This window comes from Enterobacter sp. C3_dUdeg (assembly GCF_057536195.1).
The window spans coordinates 47,699-65,651 of the sequence record NZ_BAAKFX010000002.1 but is presented as its reverse complement, the minus strand read 5'-3'; the positions used below and the strand labels follow the sequence as shown (position 1 = coordinate 65,651).

The following is a 17,953-nucleotide window of genomic DNA, read 5'->3' as shown; positions in this document are numbered from 1 at the left end:
TAATGTAAAGATTTTGCTGCGTTATTGTTTATTTTTGCGAAGCGCGCCGCACCATTCAGAGGCAAATATCTCCCGTTGCACCGTTTCGGTGCTACCGATGATCTACGCTGGTGCGACAAAGTTGCACGTTAAGCCAAACTGCGTTTACCTGAATAAACAAAGCAATAGGCGTGCCAGGATGGGACTCTGGAGAAAATTGTCGGGTGGCGGCTACGCCACCCGGCAACAGAAGGGAAGGTTATTTCCGACGCTGACGCAGGCTCATCAGCACCGCGCCAAAGCCGAACAGCACGGTCAGTATCCACAGCGGCCAGTTGCCGGTGCGCGCGTATGGCGTCAGCCCGGTGGTTGGCGTGACTTTAGTGGTCAGTACCTCGCGAGTAAACTGCGGGATCATCGCCTGAATCTCGCCCTGCGGACCAATCACGGCGGTGATGCCGTTGTTGGTGCTGCGCAGCAGCGGACGCGCCAGCTCCAGAGAGCGCATACGTGCCATCTGGAAGTGCTGCCACGGGCCGATTGACTTACCAAACCAGGCGTCGTTGGAGATGGTCAGCAGATAGTCAGTATCCGGGCGGAAGTTATCGCGTACCTGCTCGCCGAGAATGATTTCGTAGCAGATGGCCGCCGTCAGGGCCAGGCCGTGCGCGTGCAGCTGAGGCTGTACGTACGGGCCGCGGCTGAAAGAGGACATCGGCAGGTCAAAGAACGGGGCCAGCGGGCGCAGAATCGACTCCAGCGGGACAAATTCACCAAACGGCACCAGGTGGTTCTTGTTGTACCGGTCAGTGGAGTGGTAGCTGTACTCGCTATCTTTCCCGAGCGTAATGATGCTGTTGTAGGTGTCGTAGCGGTTCTGCTGATTCAGACGCGCATCGACAATCCCAGTGATCAGCGTGCTGCCGCGCGCCAGCAGCAGGTCGTTCATCATGTTGAGGAACGGCTGCTGGTTAATTTCCAGATCGGGGATCGCAGATTCCGGCCAGATAATCAGCTGGGATTTACCCATCACCTCTTCGGTGGCGTTGGCGTAGATCTTCAGCGTATTCAGCAGCTCTTTCTCATCCCACTTCATAGACTGCGGAATATTCCCCTGCACCATGGAAACCTGCATGGCGCGCTCTGGCTCGGGCGTGAACCACTGGATATAGCGCAGCGGGAAGGGCAGGGCAAACAGCACCAGTGCCACAGCCAGCGGTTTCCAGCAGCGCTGGACCAGCGCCAGGACCAGCAGGCCGCTGACCACCATCAGCAGGAAGTTGATGGCCTCAACGCCCATTACCGGTGCCAGGCCCTTCAGGGGGCCGTCAATCTGGCTGTAGCCGAACTGCAGCCACGGGAAGCCCGTCAGCACCCAGCCGCGCAGGAACTCGGTTATCTGCCAGACCACCGGCGCGGCAATGGCGACGCGCAGCCAGGTGGTTTTTGGCCACAGGCGAGAAAGGATGCCGGCGAACAGACCGGTATAGAGCGAGAGATACGCGGCGAGCAATACCACCAGGAAGACGTTAACCGGGCCAGGCATACCGCCAAATTGGGCGATGCTGACATAGACCCAGTTGATGCCTGAGCCAAACAGCCCCAGTCCCCAGAAGTAACCGATAGCCGCAGCCTGTACCGGACGACGATTCAGGGTCAGGCCCTGAAGCCCCATCAGGGAGAGAATGGCGGCGGGCCAGATATCGTAAGGAGAAAAAGCCAGCGTACCGCTGGCTCCAAGTAACAGCGCCAGCAGCAAACGGATGAGCTGGCGTTCAAGCAGTGGGGCAAATGCCATTTACATTAATCTTCCAGTTTTGGCACCGGTGAGTCGTCCGGCGTTCTGACGTGAACCTGTATAATACGTCGGCTGTCGGCCATTGCCACTTTGAACTGGTAACCGTCGATGTCAACGGTCTCACCGCGCGCCGGGAGGTGGCCAAAGGCCTGCATCACCAGCCCGCCAATGGTATCGACCTCTTCATCGCTGAAGTGGGTACCGAAGGCGTCGTTAAAGTCCTCAATCGAGGCCAGCGCGCGCACGGTCCAGGTGTGGCGGCTAAGCTGCCGGAAGTCGATATCTTCTTCTTCGTCGTACTCGTCTTCGATTTCGCCCACGATCAGCTCAAGAATATCCTCGATCGTGACCAGACCGGAAACGCCACCAAACTCATCAATAACAATCGCCATGTGGTAACGCTGAGAGCGAAACTCTTTCAGCATCCGATCCACACGTTTACTCTCCGGCACAACCACGGCCTGGCGTAACACTTTTTCCATGCTGAAGGCTTCGGCATCGCTGCGCATAAACGGCAGCAGATCTTTGGCCATCAAAATCCCTTCGATGTGATCTTTGTCTTCGCTGATGACCGGGAAACGCGAGTGGGCGGATTCGATGATCACATCGAGGCACTCGTCCAGGGTCTGGTTACGTTTCAGGGTGATCATCTGCGAGCGGGGGATCATGATATCGCGAACGCGCTGGTCGGCGATGTCCATAACCCCTTCGAGCATTTCGCGCGTATCTTCGTCGATAAGGTCGTTCTGCCCGGAATCACGAATCAGCTCCAGCAGTTCATCACGGTTTTTGGGTTCGCCGTGGAAAAGCTGGTTCAGAATGAGGGAGAAAAATCCCTTTTTACTGGTTGTCGTGTCGCTACTGTGTGAATTGTCGTCGCTCATGGCGTTTGTTAAGGGTTCTCTTGTTAGTTCAACGTTTACCGCCACGCGATATCCTTTCGTGGCGGCATGTGAGTCCGTCAGGTGACGGACTATTCTTTCTCGGCAATGTACGGATCCTCATAGCCCAGAGCAAGCATTATCTCTGTCTCGAGGGACTCCATCTCTTCCGCTTCGTCATCTTCAATGTGATCGTAGCCCAGCAGGTGCAGGCTGCCGTGTACCACCATATGCGCCCAGTGGGCCTCAAGCGGCTTTTGCTGTTCTTTGGCTTCCTGTTCAACCACCTGACGGCAGATGATCAGATCGCCCAGCAGCGGCATCTCAATGCCCGGCGGCGCTTCGAACGGGAATGAGAGCACGTTGGTCGGCTTATCTTTCCCGCGATAGGTCAGGTTAAGCTCATGGCTTTCCGCTTCATCCACCAGGCGAATCGTGACTTCTGATTCTTCCTGAAACTGAGGAATAACGGCATCCAGCCATTTCTGAAACTGTGCCTCATCTGGCATGCCGGAATTGTCTTCACAGGCCAGCTGTAAATCGAGGATCACCTGACTCATTTCTGTTCTTGCTCCTGCGCTTCGCGCTTACGTTCTGCGGCCAGTTCGGCCTTACGCTTCTGATCCGCCTCTTCCCAGGCTTCATAGGCGTTAACGATACGCGCGACCACCGGGTGGCGTACCACGTCTTCACTGTGGAAGAAGTTAAAGCTGATTTCGTCGACCTCGGCCAGCACCTCAATGGCGTGGCGCAGGCCGGATTTGGTGCTGCGCGGCAGGTCGATCTGGGTGACGTCACCGGTAATGACCGCTTTCGAGTTAAAGCCGATACGCGTCAGGAACATCTTCATCTGTTCGATGGTGGTGTTCTGGCTCTCATCGAGAATGATGAACGCATCGTTCAGCGTACGACCGCGCATGTAGGCGAGCGGGGCCACTTCGATAACGTTACGCTCAATGAGCTTCTCAACCTTCTCAAAGCCGAGCATCTCGAACAGCGCATCGTATAACGGGCGCAGATACGGGTCGACCTTCTGGCTCAGATCGCCCGGCAGGAAGCCCAGCTTTTCGCCCGCTTCAACGGCCGGACGGGTCAGCAGAATACGACGGATCTCCTGGCGTTCCAGCGCATCTACCGCAGCGGCAACGGCCAGATAGGTTTTACCCGTACCCGCAGGGCCCACCCCGAAGGTGATGTCGTGGTCGAGGATATTGGCGATGTACTGCGCCTGGTTTGGCGTACGCGGCTTAATAACGCCACGTTTGGTCTTGATGTTAATGGCCTTGCCGTAGTCCGGCACGCTTTCCGCGCTTTGCTCAAGCACGCGCGCCTCTTTAATGGCGAGGTGAATTTGTTCCGGTTCGATATCCTGAATTTCGCCGCGCATGGGTGATGTATCCACATACAGGCTACGCAGAATGTCCGCAGCGGCGTTGACGCAGATAGGGCGTCCGGTAAGTTTGAAATGATTATCGCGACGATTGATTTCGATACCCAGACGTCGCTCCAGTTGTTTGATGTTGTCATCAAACGGCCCGCACAGGCTCAGCAGGCGAGCGTTGTCTGCTGGCTCAAGGCTAATTTCACGCGTATCTATATTCAAACTGTTCCTCTTTAATTGGTTAACTGACCCATTGCTATAGGACGTAATAAAACGGTCATTACCGAAATTATTCACGCCACAGAATAAAGGCGCAAGCGTTGCGGAAGATATTGGGGACGATGAGAGGAAATACAAGGCCTGCCGGAAAGGCAGGCCAGGAGGATTAAGGCTGGTAAATCCCCACGCCAGAATCGTTTTCTTTACGGGTACGAGAGATTACGGATTCCGGTGACTCGGCAATACGCAGGCCCATTTCGTCCTCGGTGCGTACCAGCTTCGCGCGCAGCGAGTTGGTCAGCACTTCGACAATCTCGACGTCCACGAATTTACCGATCATATCCGGGGTGCCTTCAAAGTTCACCACGCGGTTGTTTTCGGTACGACCGGAGAGTTCCATAATGCTCTTGCGGGAGGTGCCTTCCACCAGAATGCGCTGAACGGTGCCGAGCATACGGCGGCTCCACGCGTTGGCCTGCTGGTTAATACGCTCCTGCAGAATATACAGACGCTGCTTTTTCTCTTCTTCCGGCACATCGTCAACCATATCGGCCGCAGGTGTTCCAGGACGCGCAGAGAAGATGAAGCTGTAGCTGACGTCAAAATTCACTTCACCGATGAGCTTCATGGTGCGCTCGAAGTCATCAGCGGTTTCGCCAGGGAAGCCGACGATAAAGTCGGAGCTGATCTGGATATCCGGACGCGCTTCACGCAGCTTGCGAATGGTGGACTTGTACTCCAGCACCGTATGCGGGCGGCCCATCAGGTTCAACACGCGGTCAGATCCACACTGAATCGGCAGGTGCAGGAAGCTCACCAGCTCTGGCGTATCGCGATACACGTCAATGATGTCGTCGGTAAACTCCATTGGATGGCTGGTGGTAAAGCGAATGCGGTCGATACCGTCAATCGCGGCCACCAGACGCAGCAGTTCGGCAAAGCTGCCGGTGGTGCCGTCGTAGTTTTCCCCGCGCCAGGCGTTCACGTTCTGGCCCAGCAGGTTCACTTCGCGAACGCCCTGTGCGGCAAGCTGCGCAATTTCAAACAGAATATCGTCTGCCGGACGGCTGACTTCTTCACCACGGGTGTAAGGCACCACGCAGTAAGTGCAATATTTGTTGCAGCCTTCCATGATGGAGACGAAGGCGGTCGGGCCATCGGCGCGCGGCTCCGGCAGACGGTCAAACTTTTCGATTTCCGGGAAGCTGACGTCAACGACCGGGCTACGGTTGCCTCGAACCTGATTGATCATCTCCGGCAGGCGGTGCAGGGTCTGAGGGCCAAAGACGATATCCACATACGGGGCTCTCTGGCGGATCAGCTTACCTTCCTGCGATGCGACGCAGCCACCCACCCCGATGATCAGATCCGGATTTTTTCGTTTGAGTAGCTTCCAGCGGCCTAACACGTGAAAGACTTTTTCCTGCGCTTTTTCACGAATCGAACAGGTGTTCAGCAGCAGCACGTCCGCTTCTTTCGCATTTTCAGTCAGCTGGTATCCGTGGGTTGAATCCAGCAGATCGGCCATCTTGGATGAATCGTATTCGTTCATCTGACAGCCCCAGGTTTTTATATGGAGTTTTTTAGTCATCGACTTGCTCAGCTCAGGATTGCAAGCCGCGTATTGTAATGCTTTGGTGGGGTTGTGACCAGTATGAAGGTTATGTGTCTCAGGACCGCAAAAATCCGGTAAACTTAAGGGATTCTCCAATAAGGAAAATTGACCATGACACTCCTACACACCGAAGTTGCCGTTGTCGGCGGCGGTATGGTCGGCGGCGCGCTGGCGCTGGGGCTGGCGCAGCAGGGATTTGAGGTAACGGTAATTGAACAGGCTGCTCCGCCGGCCTTCGATCCCGCGAGCAAACCGGATGTGCGCATATCCGCGATCAGCGCGGCGTCCGTCGATCTGCTGCGCGGGCTGGGCGTCTGGGAGGCGGTGCTGGCGATGCGCGCCCATCCTTACAGCCGTCTTGAAACCTGGGAGTGGGAAAATGCCCACGTCGCGTTTGATGCCGCTGAGCTGAAGCTGCCGCGCCTGGGTTATATGGTGGAAAACAATGTGCTCCAGCAGGCGCTCTGGCTGGCGCTGGAGGCGCATCCGAAGGTGACGCTGCGCGTTCCGGCGTCGATTAAGGCACTGCATCCTCACGAGAGCGGGTATTTGCTGACGCTCGACAGCGGCGATGAACTGGCCGTGAAGCTCGTCGTCGGAGCGGACGGCGCTAACTCGCAGGTCAGACAGATGGCGGGAATTGGCGTTCATGCCTGGCAGTATGAGCAGTCCTGCATGCTGATTACCGTCGAGTGCGAGCATGCGCCGGGTGAAAGCACGTGGCAGCACTTTACGCCGAATGGCCCGCATGCCTTTTTACCGCTGTTTGATAACTGGGCATCGCTGGTCTGGTACGACAAACCGGCACGCATTCGCCAGCTGCAGGGGCTTACAATGGAACAATTGCAGCGGGAAATCCGCCTGCATTTCCCGAGCCGTCTGGGCAACGTGACGCCGGTCGCTGCAGGTGCATTTCCGCTCACGCGCCGCCATGCTTTGCAGTATGCCCGTGAAGGGCTGGCGCTGGTGGGCGATGCGGCACACACCATTCATCCGCTGGCCGGGCAGGGCGTGAACCTGGGGTACCGTGATGTCGATGCGTTACTGGATGTGCTGAGCAGCGCCCGCGGGCACGCGGAAAACTGGGCCAGCCATCAGATCCTGAAGCGTTACCAGACGCGACGCATGGCGGATAACTTTATTATGCAGTCGGGGATGGATCTGTTTTATGCCGGGTTCAGCAATGACTTAGCCCCGGTGCGCATTCTGCGTAATATTGGATTGATGGCAGCGGAACGTGCCGGTGGTCTGAAGCGTCAGGCGCTGAAATACGCGCTGGGACTCTAATCTTTTTCCCCTCTCCCAGTGGGAGAGGGTCAGGGTAAGGGCATCAGGCCGCACCATCCTGAACAACAAAAACAAAAAAGCCCGCAGAGCGGGCTTTTTTGTTACTTAAGTGGCTGGGGTGCAGGGATTCGAACCCCGGAATGCTGGTATCAGAAACCAGAGCCTTACCGCTTGGCGACACCCCAATTGCGTTAAACAAACTGCTTAACGACTTTTTAAATTGGCTGGGGTACGAGGATTCGAACCTCGGAATGCCGGAATCAGAATCCGGTGCCTTACCGCTTGGCGATACCCCAACAATTTGTCTTGATTACCGAAAAATCGACAATCTGAATTTGGTGGCTACGACGGGATTCGAACCTGTGACCCCATCATTATGAGTGATGTGCTCTAACCAACTGAGCTACGTAGCCATCTTTTTTCGCGTTACCTTATCGGCGTTGCGGGGCGCATTATGCGTATAGACCCTTGCAGCGTCAACACCTTTTTCAACGAAAATAGCCGGAATGTGACTGTTTGGTTAGGTTGCGAACAGCGTGGCCGAATATTCGGCAATTATTGGTTATTAATCAGATTTAGACGGTGAAATGTGAGGCAAAAAAATCAGGCCCCTGAGGGGCCTGATTGCGATCTGAGTGATTATTTGTAGGCTGACTGGTGAACGCCTACCGCGCGTCCTGACGGATCGTTCATGGATTTGAAAGATTCATCCCATTCAATCGCTTTGGCAGAAGAGCAGGCGACGGACGGGCCACCCGGTACGCACTCCGCGGCACTCGGTACCGGGAACAGCTCTTCAAAAATTTCACGATACAGATAGGCTTCTTTCGAGCCCGGCGTGTTGTACGGGAAGCGGAAGCTCGCGGTTTCCAGCTGTTGGTCGGAAACCTGTTTCGCCGCGACCTCTTTCAGGGTGTCGATCCAGCTATAACCAACGCCATCAGAGAACTGCTCTTTCTGACGCCATGCCACGCTCGCCGGCAGGTAGGATTCAAAACACTCACGCAGGATATGTTTTTCCATTTTGCCGTTGCCGCACATCTTGTCCTGCGGGTTGATGCGCATCGCCACGTCGAGGAATTTCTTATCCAGGAACGGCACGCGCGCTTCCACGCCCCAGGCCGACATCGCTTTGTTGGCACGCGCACAGTCGAACATGTGCAGCGCCTGCAGCTTACGCACGGTCTCTTCGTGCAGCTCTTTGGCGTTCGGCGCTTTGTGGAAGTACAGGTAGCCGCCAAACACTTCGTCAGAACCTTCACCGGAGAGCACCATCTTGATGCCCATCGCTTTGATCTTGCGCGACATCAGGTACATCGGCGTTGAGGCGCGGATGGTGGTCACGTCATAGGTTTCAATGTGATAGATCACATCGCGGATCGCATCCAGACCTTCCTGCACGGTGAAGTGAATCTCATGGTGCACGGTGCCGAGGTGGTTCGCCACTTCCTGCGCGGCTTTCAGGTCAGGAGCCCCTTCCAGGCCAACGGCAAAAGAGTGCAGCTGTGGCCACCAGGCTTCTGAGCGCTCCTGATCTTCCACGCGACGGGCCGCGAATTTCTTGGTGATCGCGGAGATCACGGAGGAGTCCAGACCGCCGGAGAGCAGCACGCCGTAGGGCACGTCAGACATCAGGTGGCTTTTCACGGAGTCTTCAAGGGCCTGGCGCAGCTCGGCTTTGTCCGTGACGTTGTCTTTTACCGCATCATAGTCGAACCAGTCACGCTGGTAATAGGAGCGGATCTCGCCGTCTTTGCTCCACAAATAGCTGCCCGCCGGGAATTCTTTAATGGTGCGGCATACCGGCACCAGGGCTTTCATTTCAGAGGCCACGTAGAAGTTGCCGTGCTCATCGTGGCCCATGTACAGCGGGATAATGCCGATGTGGTCACGGCCAATCAGGTACGCGTCTTTTTCGCTGTCGTACAGGGCGAAGGCGAACATGCCCTGCAGGTCGTCCAGGAACTCGGGCCCTTTCTCCTGATACAGCGCCAGGATCACTTCACAGTCAGAACCGGTCTGGAACGCGTAGCGGTCGCCGTATTCGGCGCGCAGCGCCTGGTGGTTGTAGATTTCACCGTTGACAGCCAGCGCGTGCGTTTTTTTCTCGTTATACAGCGGCTGTGCACCGGCGTTGACGTCAACAATGGACAGACGTTCGTGAGCTAGAATCGCTTTATCACTGGCGTAAACGCCTGACCAGTCTGGTCCGCGATGGCGCATCAGGCGGGACAGTTCGAGTGCCTTTTTACGCAGTTCGCCCGCGTCAGTTTTAATATCCAGTACGCCAAAAATTGAACACATAACCTTCTCCGTTAACCCTGTTGCTTTGTAATGTTGCTTGCTTATGAAAATGCCGCAAAGGGGCAGGGCGCGCAAGCGTTTTACGGGTGAAAACGGAAATAGTGCAACAGTGATTGCGGAATAGTGAAAAAAGAGCACGCCAGAAATTCTTTTATTGATGATTATGCAATGAAACGTGCTTTTTGTTAGATGAGACTTTATTTTTGTAGGCCATAAATGAAAAACCACGCCCTGAGGCGTGGTTCGGTATCAGATGATGTCGATTTCATCGACGGAGGGGTAAATCCAGCTTGGCCGGAACGGCATCGAATCAATGTCATCAAGTTGAGAGACGCCGGAGAGGACCAGAATCGTCTCCAGACCCGCCTGGAATCCGGCCAGAATATCGGTGCGCAGGTTGTCGCCGACAATAACGGTTTCTTCAGAGTGGGCCTGCATCTTGTTGAGCGCGGCACGAATGATCCACGGGCTCGGTTTACCGACTACAAACGGCTGACGACCTGAGATTTTTTCGATACCGGCGCACAGCGCGCCGCAGGCCGGATAAAAACCACGGCCGTGCGTATCCGGGTTGGTCGCGATAAAGCGCGCGCCGCTGGCGACAAAGTATGCTGCCTTATGCATCATCTCCCAGTTAAAGGAGCGCGTTTCGCCGACAATCACGAAGTCCGGGTTCACGTCAGTGATGGTAAAGCCAGCTTTGTACAACTCGTGTATCAGCGCACCTTCACCCACCACGTAGGCTTTTTTCCCTTCCTGACGCTTCAGAAAATCTGCCGTGGCCATTGCCGAGGTATAAAACACGCTGTCCGGAACGTCGACGCCCGCCGTGGCAAAGCGGTTAGCCAGATCCTGACCGGTTTGGGAAGGGTAGTTCGTGAGCAGAACCAGAGGCATTCCTTTGTCGATGATGCGGTGAAGAAATTCCGCAGCACCCGGCACGGCAACGTTGTCGTGCATCAGCACGCCGTCGATATCACAAATTACATTCTTAATGGTCATGGACAGTCCGACATCAAAAAAAGAAGGCGTTACTATAAGGTCCGATCAACTTTCCAGCAAATGCTGCAGCAGAATTCCGTTGAGCATGGCGCGTTTGACCAGCGCGAACGCGCCAATCGCCGAGCGATGGTCAAGCTTTGAACGAACCACCGGGAGGTTCTGGCGGAATGCTTTCAGCGCCTGGGTGTTAATACAGCCTTCAATGGCGGGGAGCAGCACCTTTTCCGCCTCCACAATTTCACCGGCGATCACCACTTTCTGGGGGTTAAACAGGTTAATGGCGATGGCGATGGTTTTCCCCAGATGGCGGCCTACCTGCTCGATCACTTCACAGGCCAGCGCGTCGCCTTTATTGGCGGCTTTGCAGATGGTGCCTATCTTGCAATCGTCCAGCGTGACGCGGCTGTGGTAACCCTGTTCAAGGAGATGGCGAACGCGCTGCTCGATGGCCGTGTTGGCGGCAATCGTTTCAAGGCAGCCGAAGTTGCCGCAGTGGCAGCGCTCCCCGAGGGGTTCAACCTGAATGTGGCCGATCTCGCCGACGTTACCGTTGCGACCAATAAAAATACGGCCGTTAGAGATAATACCGGCGCCCGTTCCGCGGTGAACGCGCACCAGAATAGAGTCTTCACAGTCCTGGCTCGCACCAAAGTAGTGCTCTGCCAGCGCCAGAGAGCGAATGTCGTGGCCCACAAAGCAGGTCACCTTAAAACGCTTTTCCAGCGCGTCGACCAGCCCCCAGTTTTCAACCTGAATATGCGGCATATAGCGGATCACGCCGCTTTCCGGGTCGACCAGTCCTGGCAGAATCACGGAGATGGCAATGAGTTCACGGATCTTGCGCTGACAGCTTTCAATAAACTGCGCAATGGTATTCAGCAGCGCATGCTCAAGCGTCTCCTGAGTGCGCTCCGGAAGAGGGTAGTGCTCTTCCGCAATCGCTTTACTGCTCAGATCGTACAGCGTGAGCGTGGTGTCATGACGGCCCAGACGGACGCCAATGGCCTGAAAATTGCGGGTTTCGGTAATAATGGAGATGGCGCGGCGGCCCCCGGTGGAGGCCTGCTGATCGACTTCTTTGATCAGACCGCGCTCAATGAGCTGGCGGGTAATTTTTGTCACGCTGGCGGGAGCAAGCTGGCTCTGTTCGGCTATCTGAATTCGCGAGATTGGTCCGTGCTGGTCAATCAGGCGGTATACCGCCGCACTGTTAAGTTGTTTAACGAGATCGACATTACCGATTTGAGCTTGTCCGCCAGGTGTCATACTTTTACTTACTCAGTGACGACCTCGTTACCATTAACGATGGTCTTAATAATTTTATAATCGTGTGTGAATGCCGTCAGGTTTGCAACCATACCTGGTGCAATTTCGCCGAGCTGTTTATCCACGCCCATTGCGCGCGCCGGATAAAGGGTGGCCATACGCAGGACTTCATCAAGCGCAATCCCGCAATGTTCAACCAGGTTACGCACCCCTTCAATCATGGTTAAAGAGGAACCGCTCAGCGTACCGTTTTCATCCACACACAGTCCATTGCGGTAGTATATTGTTTTACCGGCAAAAATGAACTGCTCAATATTTGCACCTGCCGGTGCGGTGGCATCCGTCACCAGACAAAGCTTGTCACCTTTCAGCCGCTTAGCGTTGCGAATGTTGGTGTAATCGACGTGTAAGCCGTCAGCAATAATGCCGCAGTAAACGTCTGGCTCATCCAGAATAGCCCCGACCAGACCCGGTTCACGGCCTGTGATATACGGCATGGCGTTGTAAAGGTGCGTTGCGAAGGTAATCCCCGCGCGGAAACCGGCTTTCGCTTCTTTCAGCGTCGCGTTTGAGTGACCTGCTGAAACGATAATTCCGGCACCAGCCAGTTTGCTGATGACATCCGTACCCGTCATTTCAGGCGCCAGCGTCACTTTGACGATCACATCGGCGTTCGCACACATGTAGTCAACCAGCTCCGCATCAGGTTTACGCACGTAATCCGGGTTATGCGTTCCTTTCTTGACCATATTCAGCCATGGCCCTTCAAGGTGCAGACCCAGCGCCTGATTAGGGTGTTTGGCCAGGTATTCGCGCATCACGCGGATACCCTGCTTCATGAGGTCATCACTGCTGGTGATGAGCGTTGGCAGATAGCTGGTGCAGCCCGATTTCTCGTTGGCCTTCTGCATGATCTCCAGCGTTTCGACCGTCACCGCATCCGCGGTGTCATTGAATTGCACACCGCCGCAGCCGTTGAGCTGTACGTCGATGAAACCGGGGGAGATTACTGCTCCATTGAGTGAGCGCTGTTCAATCTCCGGCGGCAGTTCTGCCAGCGGACAAACACGTTCAATCAGGCCATCAGCGATAACAATCGCATGGTCATCCAGAATTTCATGGCCGGTATAAATCCGACCGTGGGTTAAAGCGTACATAACGACCCCCGGTTAAAAAAAGCGGCCGCCTCTTGATGAAGAGGCGGTTATTCAATTACAGACCTTTGATGTTCTCAGCTTCTAACTCGTTGAAGTATTTCAGCGTTTTAACCTTCAGCTCCATCGTGGACGGTTCGTCGCAGACGATGACGGATTTAGGATGCAGCTGCAGGCAGCTGATGGTCCACATATGGTTAACGTTGCCTTCAACGGCAGCCTGGAGCGCTTGCGCTTTCACGCCGCCCAGCACCAAAATCATCACTTCTTCGGCATCCAGCAGGGTGCCTACGCCTACGGTCAGGGCGTATTTTGGAACCTGGTTAACATCGCCGTCAAAGAAGCGGGAGTTTGCCACGCGCGTGTCATGGGTCAGCGTTTTAATACGGGTGCGGGAAGCCAGAGATGACGCCGGTTCGTTAAACGCGATATGACCATCATTACCTACACCACCCATGAACAGGTGGATCTTACCGTAAGAACGGATTTTTTCTTCATACTGACGGCATTCTGCGTCAATATCAGGCGCGTTTCCATTCAGCAGGTTAATATTTTCAGATGGAATATCAACGTGATCAAAGAAATTACGGTGCATAAAGCTATGGTAGCTTTCCGGGTGGTCTTTCGGTAAGCCAACGTATTCATCCATATTGAAGGTCACAACATGTTTGAAGCTAACCTGGCCTGCTTTATGCATCTCAACCAGCGCCTTATAGGCGGTCAGCGGCGTGCCGCCTGTCGGAAGTCCAAGAACGAAAGGACGATCGGCGGTCGGTTTAAAGGCGTTAATACGGTTAACGATATGGCGAGCGGCCCATTTACCGACTTGTTCAGCAGTTGCCAGGGGAATCAGTCTCATTGTTCACCTCAAGAGTTTAAGTAGAAGAGTGGGCGGATGGCTATCGGGACCTGATACTTAAGCGTAACCTGGAAACTTTCAGGCCGGATCAATCCGTCTTGATTTTTTGAATGATAAAATAAGTTTTCGCTGTTAGCCAGTGTAAGGGAGGGTGAATAACGATATTTGGTGACAAAAATCACAAAAAGTACGCGTTTAATTTGCGATACGAATTAATTTTTCACACACTCACAATGCCAGTGAAGCATCAACTGTATCTATAGTTCGTGACACAATAAAAAACAGAGCTGAGAACATGCCTTAAACGGGGTCTCATAGGGGGAAGAAAGTGAGTATTCTAGGTTATTTACAAAAGGTTGGCCGCGCGCTTATGGTGCCGGTCGCCACGCTGCCTGCCGCAGCCATCCTGATGGGTGTCGGCTACTGGATCGACCCCAACGGCTGGGGTAATACCAGCGCGCTGGCGGCGTTCTTTATCAAGTCAGGTTCCGCCATTATCGACAACATGTCCGTGTTGTTCGCGATTGGTGTGGCTTACGGTATGTCCAAAGACAAAGACGGTGCCGCTGCGCTGACGGGTTTTGTCGGTTTCCTCGTGTTAACCACCCTCTGCTCGCCTGCAGCGGTGGCCATGATCCAAAAAATTCCGGCGGACCAGGTTCCGGCGGCATTCGGTAAGATCAGCAACCAGTTTGTCGGTATCCTTGTGGGTATCATCTCCGCCGAACTGTATAACCGCTTCAGCAGCGTAGAGCTGCCAAAAGCGCTCTCCTTCTTTAGCGGTCGCCGCCTGGTTCCTATCCTGACCTCGTTTGTGATGATCGTTGTCGCGTTCATCATGATGTACGTCTGGCCGATGATTTTCGACGGTCTGGTGAACTTCGGTGAGCACATCCAGAAACTGGGTTCTGTCGGTGCGGGCGTGTACGCGTTCTTCAACCGTCTGCTGATCCCGGTCGGTCTGCACCACGCGCTGAACTCCGTATTCTGGTTCGACGTTGCCGGTATTAACGATATCCCTAACTTCCTGGGTGGCGCACAGTCCATCGAAGCAGGTAAAGCGGTTGTCGGTATCACCGGTCGTTACCAGGCGGGCTTCTTCCCGATCATGATGTTTGGTCTGCCGGGTGCTGCGCTGGCTATCTACCACTGCGCGCGTCCAGAGAACAAAGCAAAAGTGCTGGGTATCATGATGGCGGGGGCGTTCGCGGCCTTCTTCACCGGTATCACCGAGCCGCTGGAGTTCTCCTTCATGTTCGTGGCGCCGGTTCTGTATGTGATCCACGCCGTGCTGACCGGTATCTCCGTGTTCATCGCTGCCAGCATGCACTGGATTGCCGGTTTCGGCTTCAGCGCCGGTCTGGTGGATATGGTGCTGTCGTCCCGTAACCCGCTGGCGACCCACTGGTGGATGCTGATCCCGCAAGGTCTGGTGTTCTTCGCGATCTACTACATGGTGTTCCGTTTCACTATCACCAAATTCAACCTGATGACCCCGGGTCGTGAACTGGCCGTGGCCGGTAGCGAAGCGGATGGTCAGGATGTGAACGTGAGCGGTGCTCAGGATCAGGACGTTTCAGGCCTGGCGCGTCAGTACATCGCCGCTGTCGGCGGTTCTGACAACCTGACCGGTATCGACGCCTGTATCACTCGTCTGCGTCTGAACGTCAAAGACTCTTCCCTGGTGAACGAAGCGCTGGCCAAACGTCTGGGTGCTTCCGGCGTTATCCGCCTGAACAAAACCAGCGTGCAGATTATCGTTGGCTTCGTGGCAGAGAAAATTGCTAATGCCATGAAAACCACTGGTCCGGTAGCCGCAGCAGAAGCTTCTGCCGCACCTGCCGCCGCGCCAGCGGCTGCAAAACCGCAGGCGGTACCGAACGCCAAAACGGTAGCCGCGCTGGTTTCACCGGTAACAGGTGAAGTGGTTGCGATTGAGCAGGTGCCTGACGAAGCCTTCGCCAGCAAAGCTGTTGGTGACGGTGTGGCGGTGAAACCAACGGACAAAACCGTTGTGTCTCCGGCGGCCGGTACCATCGTGAAAATCTTCAACACCAACCACGCGTTCTGCCTCGAAACCGAAAATGGCGCGGAGATCGTTGTCCACATGGGTATCGATACCGTTGCGCTGAACGGTCAGGGCTTTACTCGCCTGGTGGAAGAGGGCGCTGAAGTGGTGGCCGGGCAGCCGATTCTGGAAATGGATCTGGACTTCCTGAACGCCAACGCGCGCTCCATGATAAGCCCGGTCGTTTGCAGCAACATCGATGACTTCAGTGGCCTGGTCATTCAGGCGAAAGGTCTGGTTGTTGCGGGGCAAACACCGCTGTATGAGATTAAAGGCAAGTAATCGCTCCTGAGTAGAGTCATGCCTTAAGCGGCGGGGGATATCCTCCGCCGCTTTTTTTTGCAGCAAAAGCCCCCATTATTTTCTTCAGAGACGTTTTAAGGGTTGTCACTACGTCCGGCTTATAAGATCATATGCCGTTATACGTTGTTTACGCTTTGAGGAATCCACGATGAGTGAGGCAGAAGCCCGCCCGAGTAACTTTATTCGTCAGATCATCGATGAAGATCTGGCCAGTGGTAAGCACACCACAGTTCATACCCGTTTCCCGCCGGAGCCGAACGGCTACCTGCATATCGGGCATGCGAAGTCCATCTGCCTGAACTTTGGCATTGCGCAAGACTACCAGGGACAGTGCAACCTGCGTTTCGATGACACCAATCCAGTAAAAGAAGACATCGAATACGTTGAGTCCATCAAGAATGACGTGCAATGGCTGGGCTTCAACTGGTCTGGCGATATCTGCTACTCCTCTGACTATTTCGATCAGCTGTACGCCTACGCGGTTGAACTGATCAACAAGGGTCTGGCGTATGTTGACGAACTGTCTGCTGATGAAATCCGTGAATATCGCGGTACGCTGACCGCCCCGGGCAAAAACAGCCCGTTCCGCGATCGCAGCGTGGAAGAGAACCTTGCGCTGTTTGAAAAAATGCGTGCCGGTGGCTTCGAAGAAGGCAAAGCGTGCCTGCGTGCCAAAATCGACATGGCGTCTCCGTTCATCGTGATGCGCGATCCGGTGCTGTACCGCATTAAGTTTGCGGAACACCATCAGACCGGCAACAAGTGGTGCATCTACCCGATGTACGACTTTACCCACTGCATTAGCGATGCGCTGGAAGGCATTACGCACTCCCTGTGTACGCTGGAGTTCCAGGACAACCGTCGTCTGTACGACTGGGTTCTGGACAACATCACCATTCCTGTACATCCGCGCCAGTACGAGTTCTCTCGTCTGAATCTGGAATACACCGTGATGTCCAAGCGTAAGCTGAACCTGCTGGTGACCGACAAGCACGTTGAAGGCTGGGATGACCCACGTATGCCAACCATCTCTGGTCTGCGCCGTCGTGGTTACACTGCCGCCTCTATTCGTGAGTTCTGCAAACGCATCGGCGTGACCAAGCAGGACAACACCATCGAGATGGCCTCCCTTGAATCCTGCATTCGCGAAGATCTCAACGAAAACGCCCCGCGCGCGATGGCCGTTATCGACCCGGTTAAACTGGTTATCGAAAACTATCCGCAGGGTGAAAGCGAGCTGGTCTCCATGCCTAACCATCCGAACAAACCGGAAATGGGTAGCCGTGACGTGCCGTTCAGCGGTGACATCTGGATTGACCGCGCTGACTTCCGCGAAGAAGCCAACAAGCAGTACAAGCGTCTGGTGCTGGGTAAAGAAGTGCGTCTGCGTAATGCCTACGTCATCAAAGCCGAGCGCGTAGAGAAAGATGCGGAAGGGAATATCACCACCATCTTCTGTTCATATGACGCTGAAACGCTGAGCAAAGATCCGGCGGATGGCCGCAAGGTGAAAGGCGTGATTCACTGGGTGAGCGCTTCCCACGCGCTGCCGGTAGAAATCCGTCTGTACGATCGTCTCTTTAGCGTGCCTAACCCAGGTGCAGCGGAAGACTTCCTGGCGACCATCAACCCGGAATCTCTGGTGATCAAGCAGGGTTATGCGGAGCCTTCTCTGAAAGCCGCTGAAGCGGGCAAAGCGTTCCAGTTCGAACGTGAAGGTTACTTCTGCCTGGACAGCCGTTACAGCACGGCGGAAAAACCGGTATTCAACCGTACCGTAGGCCTGCGTGATACCTGGACGAAGATCGGCGAATAATATTGCTGCTCTGGTCAATGA

Annotated in this window: 13 protein-coding genes and 3 tRNA genes; 3 read left to right on the top strand and 13 right to left on the bottom strand. The window is 54.9% G+C overall.

The window, feature by feature from the left end:
* Window positions 1-238: 238 nt before the first annotated feature.
* The 5 genes from lnt to miaB all read right to left on the bottom strand — a co-directional run bounded on the left by lnt (window position 239) and on the right by miaB (window position 5,849).
* The gene (lnt, locus tag AC27FC_RS07805; RefSeq protein WP_094934391.1) at window positions 239-1,777 is read right to left on the bottom strand and encodes an apolipoprotein N-acyltransferase; all 1,539 of its coding nucleotides are present in this window, start codon (window positions 1,775-1,777) and stop codon (window positions 239-241) included.
* 5 nt (window positions 1,778-1,782) lie between these two features.
* Window positions 1,783-2,661 carry a CNNM family magnesium/cobalt transport protein CorC gene (corC, locus tag AC27FC_RS07800; protein WP_021242574.1) on the bottom strand — a complete coding sequence of 293 codons (879 nt, stop codon included), beginning with the start codon at window positions 2,659-2,661 and terminating at the stop codon, window positions 1,783-1,785.
* 89 nt (window positions 2,662-2,750) lie between these two features.
* Window positions 2,751-3,218 (bottom strand): rRNA maturation RNase YbeY, encoded by a 468-nt coding sequence (ybeY, locus tag AC27FC_RS07795; RefSeq protein ID WP_008501052.1) that lies wholly within the window; start codon window positions 3,216-3,218, stop codon window positions 2,751-2,753.
* Window positions 3,215-4,261 (bottom strand): PhoH family protein, encoded by a 1,047-nt coding sequence (locus AC27FC_RS07790; RefSeq protein WP_008501053.1) that lies wholly within the window; start codon window positions 4,259-4,261, stop codon window positions 3,215-3,217. Before AC27FC_RS07790 ends, ybeY begins: the two co-directional genes overlap by 4 nt.
* Window positions 4,262-4,424: 163 nt before the next feature.
* Window positions 4,425-5,849: a tRNA (N6-isopentenyl adenosine(37)-C2)-methylthiotransferase MiaB gene (gene miaB, locus AC27FC_RS07785; RefSeq protein WP_033144935.1), complete on the bottom strand. Its 1,425-nt coding sequence runs from the start codon at window positions 5,847-5,849 to the stop codon at window positions 4,425-4,427.
* Between the two features lie 135 nt (window positions 5,850-5,984).
* Between miaB and ubiF the strand changes: the two genes are divergently transcribed.
* On the top strand, window positions 5,985-7,160 hold the full coding sequence (gene ubiF, locus AC27FC_RS07780) for a 3-demethoxyubiquinol 3-hydroxylase (protein ID WP_048977179.1): 1,176 nt from the start codon (window positions 5,985-5,987) through the stop codon (window positions 7,158-7,160).
* Between the two features lie 110 nt (window positions 7,161-7,270).
* Here ubiF and AC27FC_RS07775 read toward each other — a convergent pair.
* The 8 genes from AC27FC_RS07775 to nagB all read right to left on the bottom strand — a co-directional run bounded on the left by AC27FC_RS07775 (window position 7,271) and on the right by nagB (window position 13,745).
* Window positions 7,271-7,345, bottom strand: a tRNA-Gln gene (locus tag AC27FC_RS07775).
* Window positions 7,346-7,381: 36 nt separating this feature from the next.
* Window positions 7,382-7,456: transfer RNA gene (locus tag AC27FC_RS07770), tRNA-Gln, on the bottom strand.
* A gap of 40 nt (window positions 7,457-7,496) precedes the next feature.
* Window positions 7,497-7,573 (bottom strand) — tRNA-Met (locus AC27FC_RS07765).
* 226 nt (window positions 7,574-7,799) lie between these two features.
* Window positions 7,800-9,464: an asparagine synthase B gene (asnB, locus tag AC27FC_RS07760; RefSeq protein ID WP_023310762.1), complete on the bottom strand. Its 1,665-nt coding sequence runs from the start codon at window positions 9,462-9,464 to the stop codon at window positions 7,800-7,802.
* Window positions 9,465-9,713: 249 nt separating this feature from the next.
* Window positions 9,714-10,466, bottom strand: coding sequence for a ribonucleotide monophosphatase NagD (gene nagD, locus AC27FC_RS07755; protein ID WP_023310763.1), 753 nt, complete (start codon window positions 10,464-10,466; stop codon window positions 9,714-9,716).
* A gap of 45 nt (window positions 10,467-10,511) precedes the next feature.
* The gene (gene nagC, locus AC27FC_RS07750; protein ID WP_094934389.1) at window positions 10,512-11,732 is read right to left on the bottom strand and encodes a DNA-binding transcriptional regulator NagC; all 1,221 of its coding nucleotides are present in this window, start codon (window positions 11,730-11,732) and stop codon (window positions 10,512-10,514) included.
* Between the two features lie 8 nt (window positions 11,733-11,740).
* A complete protein-coding gene (gene nagA, locus AC27FC_RS07745) occupies window positions 11,741-12,889 on the bottom strand; it encodes an N-acetylglucosamine-6-phosphate deacetylase (protein ID WP_094934388.1) in 1,149 nt (382 codons plus the stop codon).
* Window positions 12,890-12,944: 55 nt separating this feature from the next.
* Window positions 12,945-13,745 carry a glucosamine-6-phosphate deaminase gene (gene nagB, locus AC27FC_RS07740; RefSeq protein ID WP_023310765.1) on the bottom strand — a complete coding sequence of 267 codons (801 nt, stop codon included), beginning with the start codon at window positions 13,743-13,745 and terminating at the stop codon, window positions 12,945-12,947.
* A gap of 328 nt (window positions 13,746-14,073) precedes the next feature.
* Between nagB and nagE the strand changes: the two genes are divergently transcribed.
* Window positions 14,074-16,095, top strand: a complete 2,022-nt coding sequence (nagE, locus tag AC27FC_RS07735) for an N-acetylglucosamine-specific PTS transporter subunit IIBC (protein WP_075203929.1) — start codon at window positions 14,074-14,076, stop codon at window positions 16,093-16,095.
* Between the two features lie 169 nt (window positions 16,096-16,264).
* Window positions 16,265-17,932: a glutamine--tRNA ligase gene (gene glnS, locus AC27FC_RS07730; RefSeq protein ID WP_029740147.1), complete on the top strand. Its 1,668-nt coding sequence runs from the start codon at window positions 16,265-16,267 to the stop codon at window positions 17,930-17,932.
* The last annotated feature ends 21 nt before the right edge of the window (window positions 17,933-17,953 follow it).

Bases quoted from the DNA above. Each gene is read 5' to 3' on its own strand.
- lnt (WP_094934391.1), bottom strand. From the start codon at position 1,777: ATGGCATTTGCCCCACTGCTTGAACGCCAGCTCATCCGTTTGCTGCTG.
- corC (WP_021242574.1), bottom strand. From the start codon at position 2,661: ATGAGCGACGACAATTCACACAGTAGCGACACGACAACCAGTAAAAAG.
- ybeY (WP_008501052.1), bottom strand. From the start codon at position 3,218: ATGAGTCAGGTGATCCTCGATTTACAGCTGGCCTGTGAAGACAATTCC.
- miaB (WP_033144935.1), bottom strand. From the start codon at position 5,849: ATGACTAAAAAACTCCATATAAAAACCTGGGGCTGTCAGATGAACGAA.
- ubiF (WP_048977179.1), top strand. From the start codon at position 5,985: ATGACACTCCTACACACCGAAGTTGCCGTTGTCGGCGGCGGTATGGTC.
- asnB (WP_023310762.1), bottom strand. From the start codon at position 9,464: ATGTGTTCAATTTTTGGCGTACTGGATATTAAAACTGACGCGGGCGAA.
- nagD (WP_023310763.1), bottom strand. From the start codon at position 10,466: ATGACCATTAAGAATGTAATTTGTGATATCGACGGCGTGCTGATGCAC.
- nagC (WP_094934389.1), bottom strand. From the start codon at position 11,732: ATGACACCTGGCGGACAAGCTCAAATCGGTAATGTCGATCTCGTTAAA.
- nagA (WP_094934388.1), bottom strand. From the start codon at position 12,889: ATGTACGCTTTAACCCACGGTCGGATTTATACCGGCCATGAAATTCTG.
- nagB (WP_023310765.1), bottom strand. From the start codon at position 13,745: ATGAGACTGATTCCCCTGGCAACTGCTGAACAAGTCGGTAAATGGGCC.
- glnS (WP_029740147.1), top strand. From the start codon at position 16,265: ATGAGTGAGGCAGAAGCCCGCCCGAGTAACTTTATTCGTCAGATCATC.